Below are 4,447 nucleotides of genomic sequence, written 5' to 3'. Positions count from 1 at the left end.
ATGACCACACCGAAGCGCACGCCCTTGTATGACCTTCACGTCGCACTTGGCGGCAAGATGGTTGATTTTGCTGGGTGGGAGATGCCTGTTCAGTATCCTTTGGGGATCATGGGCGAGCATAAGCAGTGCCGAGAGAAGGCGGCGTTGTTTGATGTGTCTCACATGGGTCAGGTTATTCTGCGCGGCGAGAATGTGGGTGAGAAGCTGGAAGCTTTGTGCCCGCAGGCCTATGCGACGCTGAAGGAGGGTAAGGCGCGCTACGGGTTCTTTACCAATGCCGAAGGCGGGATCATGGACGATCTGATCGTGTCGAATGCGGGGGATCACTATTTTGTGGTGGTGAACGCGGCGCTGCGCCATCAGGACATTCCGCATATGCGTGACAATCTCGAAGGTGTCGATGTGACCGAGATCTTCGACCGCGCGCTGGTTGCTGTGCAGGGTCCCAAGGCCGAGGATGTGGTGGGCGCGCTCTGCCCCGCGGCCCGCGAGTTGAAGTTCATGGAAACCACCCTGGCCGATATCATGGGCGTCGAATGCCGCATCTCGCGGCTGGGCTATACCGGCGAGGACGGGTACGAGATCTCGATCCCCGAGGAAAAGGCGATCGAGATCACACAGGCTTTCCTGGCGCATGAGGATTGCGAAGCGGCGGGTCTGGGCGCACGCGACAGCCTGCGGCTCGAGGCGGGGCTGTGCCTGTATGGCAATGACATCGACCAGAGCACCTCGCCGATTGAGGCCTCGTTGGCCTGGGCGATGCAGAAGCGGCGCAAGGAAGAAGGTGGTTTCCCGGGTGCGGAGCGTATCCAGCGCGAACTGGCCGAAGGCGCATCGCGCAAGCTGGTGGGCATCAAGCCCGACGGCCGCGCGCCGGCGCGTCAGGGCGTGGAAGTGCAATGCCTTGAGGGCAACAGGATCGGCCAGATCACCTCGGGCAGCTTTGGCCCCACGGTCGGAGGCCCGATCGCGATGGGCTATGTGTCCGCAGGCCATGGCGCGCCGGGCGAGAAGGTGAACCTGATCATCCGGGGCAAGGCACAACCGGCGCAGATCGTGGCGCTGCCCTTCGTCAAACAGAATTACAAGCGTTGAAGTCAGGAGAGAGAGACATGGCAACCTATTATTCCGAAGAGCATGAATGGCTGACCGTCGAGGGCGATACCGCCACGCTGGGCATCACCAAGCACGCGGCTGAACAGCTGGGTGAAGTGGTCTTCGTCGAGCAGCAGGAAGTGGGCGACGAGTTCGAGAAAGACGGCGAGATCGGCGTGATCGAATCCGTCAAGGCCGCGTCCGAGCTTTATGCTCCGGTCGATGGCGAGATCGTCGAAGTGAACGAGGCGCTGGCCGACAACCCCGGCGCGCTGAACGAAGACCCCGAAGGCGAAGCTTGGATCTACAAGGTCAAGATTGCGGACGCATCGCAGCTTGAGGACCTGATGGACGAGGCCGGATACAAAGCCTTCATCGGCTAACCCAAACCCGAAGCCCCGCCTTTGGGGCTCCACCGCTTCATCTTTTTCCAAATACTCCCGCCGGAGGCTCCCGTAGTCTCCGCCGGCCCTGACCTATCCGTGAGGAGCGCTGCAATGGCCTTCAAACTGACCGACTACGAAGCCTATGACTTCGCCAACCGCCGCCACATTGGCCCGTCGCCCACCGAGATGCGCGACATGCTCAAGGTGATCGGCTTCAAGACGCTGGACGAGCTGATCGACGCCACCGTCCCCCCGGCGATCCGGCAGAAACAGCCGCTGGACTGGGGTCCGGCGATGACGGAACGCGATGCCCTGTTCCATATGAAACAGGTGGCGGGCAAGAACAAGGTTCTGACCTCGCTGATCGGTCAGGGCTATTACGGCACCACCACGCCTGCGCCGATCCTGCGCAACATCCTGGAAAACCCGGCCTGGTACACCGCCTACACGCCCTATCAGCCCGAGATCAGCCAGGGCCGGCTCGAGGCGCTCTTGAACTTCCAGACCATGGTCAGCGACCTGACCGGGCTGGACGTGGCCAACGCGTCCCTGCTGGACGAGGCGACCGCGGCGGCCGAGGCGATGGCGATGGCCAAGCGCGGCGGCCGGTCCAAGGCCAACAACGCGGCCTTCTTCGTGGACCGCAACTGCCACCCGCAGACCATCGCGGTGATCAAGACGCGCGCCGAGCCTCTGGGCATCGACGTGCAGGTCGCCGACCCGGATCAGCTGGACGCGGGCGCGGTATTCGGCGCGATCTTCCAGTATCCGGGCACCTATGGCCATGTGCGCGACTTCACCGCCGAAATCGCGGCGCTGCACGAACACAAAGCCATCGCCATCGTCGCCGCCGACATCCTGTCGCTGGCGCTGCTGAAGTCACCGGGCGAGATGGGCGCGGATATAGCCATCGGCTCGACCCAGCGCTTTGGCGTGCCGATGGGCTATGGCGGGCCCCATGCTGCCTATATGGCGACCACCGACAAGCTGAAGCGGTCGATGCCGGGCCGGATCATCGGTGTGTCCATCGACAGCCGCGGCAACAAGGCCTACCGCCTGTCGTTGCAGACCCGCGAGCAGCATATCCGCCGCGAGAAGGCGAACTCGAACGTCTGCACCGCGCAGGCGCTGCTGGCGGTGATTGCCTCGATGTATGCGGTCTATCACGGCCCCGACGGCATCAAGGCCATCGCGCAATCGGTGCACCGCAAGACCTCGCGCCTGGCCGCCGGCCTGGAAGAGGCGGGCTTCTCGGTCGAACCCGAGGTGTTCTTCGACACCATCACGGTCGAGGTCGGCCACCTGCAGAAGACGGTGATGGAGGCCGCCGTGGCGCGCGGCGTCAACCTGCGCAAGGTCGGTGACACGAAAGTGGGCATCAGCCTGGACGAGCAGACCCGCCCCGAGACCATCGAGGCCGTCTGGGGCGCCTTCGGCATCGACCGCAAGGATGACAGCTCGAACAAGCAATACCGCCTGCCCGATTATGCGCTGCGCGAAAGCGAATATCTGACCCACCCGATCTTCCACAAGAACCGGGCCGAGGCCGAGATCACCCGCTATATGCGCCGTCTGGCCGACCGCGACCTGGCGCTGGACCGGGCGATGATCCCGCTGGGGTCCTGCACCATGAAGCTGAACGCCACGATCGAGATGATCCCGGTCACCTGGCCCGAGTTCAGCAACCTGCACCCGTTCTGCCCGGAAGATCAGGCGCAGGGCTATCACGAGATGATCGCCGATCTGAACGACAAGCTGTGCCAGATCACCGGCTATGACGCGATCTCCCAGCAGCCCAACTCGGGCGCGCAGGGGGAATATGCGGGCCTCTTGACCATCCGCAACTATCACTTCGCCCGTGGGCAGGGTCAGCGCAATGTCTGCCTGATCCCGACCTCGGCGCACGGGACCAACCCGGCCTCGGCCCAGATGGTGGGCTGGCAGGTCGTGCCGGTGCAGGCGGATGACAAGGGCAATATCGACGTCGCCGACTTCCGCGCCAAGGCGGAAAAGCACTCCGATCATCTGGCCGCCTGCATGATCACCTATCCGTCCACCCATGGCGTGTTCGAGACCACCGTGCAGGAGGTCTGCCAGATCACTCATGACCACGGCGGTCAGGTCTATATCGACGGCGCCAACATGAACGCCATGGTCGGCCTGTCGCGCCCCGGTGACATCGGCGGAGATGTCAGCCACCTGAACCTGCACAAGACCTTCTGCATCCCGCATGGCGGCGGCGGCCCCGGCATGGGCCCGATCGGCGTCAAGGCGCATCTGACCGAGCACCTGCCCGGCCACCCGGAATACGGCACCGCCGTGGGCCCGGTCTCGGCGGCGCCCTTCGGCTCGCCCTCGATCCTGCCCGTGTCCTGGGCCTATGTGCTGCTGATGGGTGGCGCGGGGCTGACGCAGGCCACAAAAGTGGCGATCCTGAACGCCAACTACATCGCGGCGCGGCTCAAGGATGCCTATCCGATCCTTTATACCTCGGAAACGGGCCGGGTGGCGCATGAATGCATCCTCGACACCCGTCCGCTGGACGCCGAGGCGCATGTCACCGTGGATGACATCGCCAAGCGCCTGGTCGATTCAGGCTTCCACGCGCCGACGATGAGCTGGCCGGTGGCCGGCACCCTGATGGTGGAACCCACGGAATCGGAACCCATGGCCGAACTGGACCGTTTCTGCGACGCCATGCTGTCGATTCGGGCGGAAGCGCAGGACATCATCGACGGCAAGATCGATGCGGACAACAACCCGCTGAAAAACGCCCCACACACGGTGCGCGATCTGGTCGGCGACTGGGACCGCCCCTACACCCGCGAACAGGCCTGCTTCCCGCCGGGCTCCATGGGCGTCGACAAATACTGGTCACCCGTCAACCGCGTCGACAACGCATATGGCGACCGAAACCTCGTCTGCACATGCCCCCCAATGGACGCATACCAAGACGCCGCGGAATA

The 4,447-nt window shown here is 63.8% G+C and carries 3 protein-coding genes; all 3 read left to right on the top strand.

All coding sequences use genetic code 11. From position 1 onward, the window contains the following. A complete protein-coding gene (gene gcvT / locus AC2FFD_RS22145) occupies positions 1 to 1,095 on the top strand; it encodes a glycine cleavage system aminomethyltransferase GcvT (RefSeq protein WP_496874156.1) in 1,095 nt (364 codons plus the stop codon). 17 nt (positions 1,096 to 1,112) lie between these two features. Then, on the top strand, positions 1,113 to 1,478 hold the full coding sequence (gene gcvH, locus AC2FFD_RS22140; protein ID WP_170345522.1) for a glycine cleavage system protein GcvH: 366 nt from the start codon (positions 1,113 to 1,115) through the stop codon (positions 1,476 to 1,478). A gap of 114 nt (positions 1,479 to 1,592) precedes the next feature. Next, the coding region (gene gcvP / locus AC2FFD_RS22135) for an aminomethyl-transferring glycine dehydrogenase (RefSeq protein WP_496874155.1) at positions 1,593 to 4,447 on the top strand (2,855 nt) is incomplete at its 3' end.

Source organism: Ruegeria sp. YTSC002 (assembly GCF_059609845.1).
Note: the sequence above shows the minus strand (reverse complement) of the source record. Positions and strands in the feature narration are given on the sequence as shown.

What these genes read in the sequence shown, in the direction of transcription:
- gcvH (WP_170345522.1), top strand. Translation starts at nt 1,113, where the DNA reads ATGGCAACCTATTATTCCGAAGAGCATGAATGGCTGACCGTCGAGGGC.
- gcvT (WP_496874156.1), top strand. Translation starts at nt 1, where the DNA reads ATGACCACACCGAAGCGCACGCCCTTGTATGACCTTCACGTCGCACTT.